Source organism: Vibrio sp. Vb0667 (genome assembly GCF_033391095.1).
Window position 1 is genome coordinate 1 of record NZ_JAWPOL010000140.1, and the last position, 1555, is coordinate 1555.

Genomic DNA, 1555 nt, shown 5'->3' on the forward strand with positions numbered 1-1555 from the left:
TGTTTATCCGCGCAGACGCTCGCTAATACTGGCAAGATATCTTCAGTGAAGGTATTCTTAGGCTTACCTTTTTTATCAATGGTGTAGCTGTAGAAACCGTTGCCATTCTTCTGACCGTATTTGTTGGCTTCGAATAGAGCATCAATCGCGTCACGACCTTGTTTTCCCATTCGCTCAGGGAAACCTTCTGCCATTACCGCTTGTGCGTGGTGCGCAGTATCGATGCCGACTACATCAAGCAAGTACGCCGGGCCCATCGGCCAGCCAAATTTGCGTTCCATGACTTTGTCGACTTTAGTGAAGTCTGCACCGTCACGAAGCAACATGCTGAAACCGCCAAAGTACGGGAATAATACGCGGTTGACGAAGAATCCCGGACAGTCGTTCACGACGATTGGGGATTTACCCATTTTCGCTGCGTAAGCCACTACGCGGTTGATGGTTTCATCAGAAGTTTTCTCACCACGGATGATTTCAACCAAAGGCATGCGATGCACAGGGTTAAAGAAGTGCATACCACAGAAATTTTCTGGGCGTTTAAGTGATTGTGCCAATAGGTTGATTGGAATCGTCGATGTGTTTGATGTAATGACGGTGTCTTCACCAACGTGCGATTCGACTTCGCTCAGTACCGCTGCTTTTACTTTTGGATTTTCGACAACGGCTTCAACAATCACATCTGAATTTTCGATGCCTGCGTAATGTAGGCTTGGGGTAATTGATGCCAAAATTCCCGCCATCTTGAAGCCGTCGATACGACCTTGAGCAAGGCGTTTGTTTAGCAGTTTAGACGCTTCGGTCATGCCTAAATCGAGAGATGGTTGGGCGATGTCTTTCATCAATACTGGCACGCCTTTCAGCGCAGATTGGTAAGCGATGCCACCACCCATGATGCCTGCACCTAATACCGCTGCTCGCTCAGTGTCTTTGCTTGCTGATTTCGCCGCTTTTTTCGCGATGCCTTTGATGTATTGGTCGTTGAGGAACAGACCAACCAGAGCTTTGGCTTCTTCTGATTTCGCGAGTTTAACGAAGTATTTGCGTTCAATGTCGAGTGCTTCGTTGCGCGCAAAGCGTGCGCCTTCTTCAATCGTAATAACTGCAGTCATTGGCGCAGGGTAGTGTGGACCTGCTTTTTGTGCCACTAGGCCTTTTGCCATTGTGAAGCTCATCATCGACTCTAGCTTGCTGAGTGTCAGTGGCGAGGTTTTTTGTTTACGACGTGCTTGCCAATCGATCTTTTCGTTGATAGCTGAAGTCAGTGTTTGCAATGCGGATTCATACAACGCATCAGTTTCAACCACGGCATCCAATAAACCAATCTTCAATGCTTCATCTGCACGACATGCTTTGCCTTGCGTGATGATTTCCATCGCGCTATCTGCACCGATAACACGCGGCAAACGCACACAACCACCAAAGCCTGGCATGATGCCCAGTTTGGTTTCTGGTAGGCCAATGCTGGTGGTTTTGTCACCGATACGCATGTCGGTAGCCAGTACGCATTCACAGCCGCCGCCAAGTGTGTGACCTTTAAGTACTGAGATTGTCGGAA

Annotated in this window: 1 protein-coding gene; it reads right to left on the reverse strand. The window is 48.4% G+C overall.

Going from position 1 to position 1555, the window contains the following annotated elements:
- Positions 1–1555 (reverse strand): fatty acid oxidation complex subunit alpha FadB (gene fadB / locus R8269_RS24070; RefSeq protein WP_318222762.1); only part of this gene is annotated, 1555 nt, incomplete at both ends.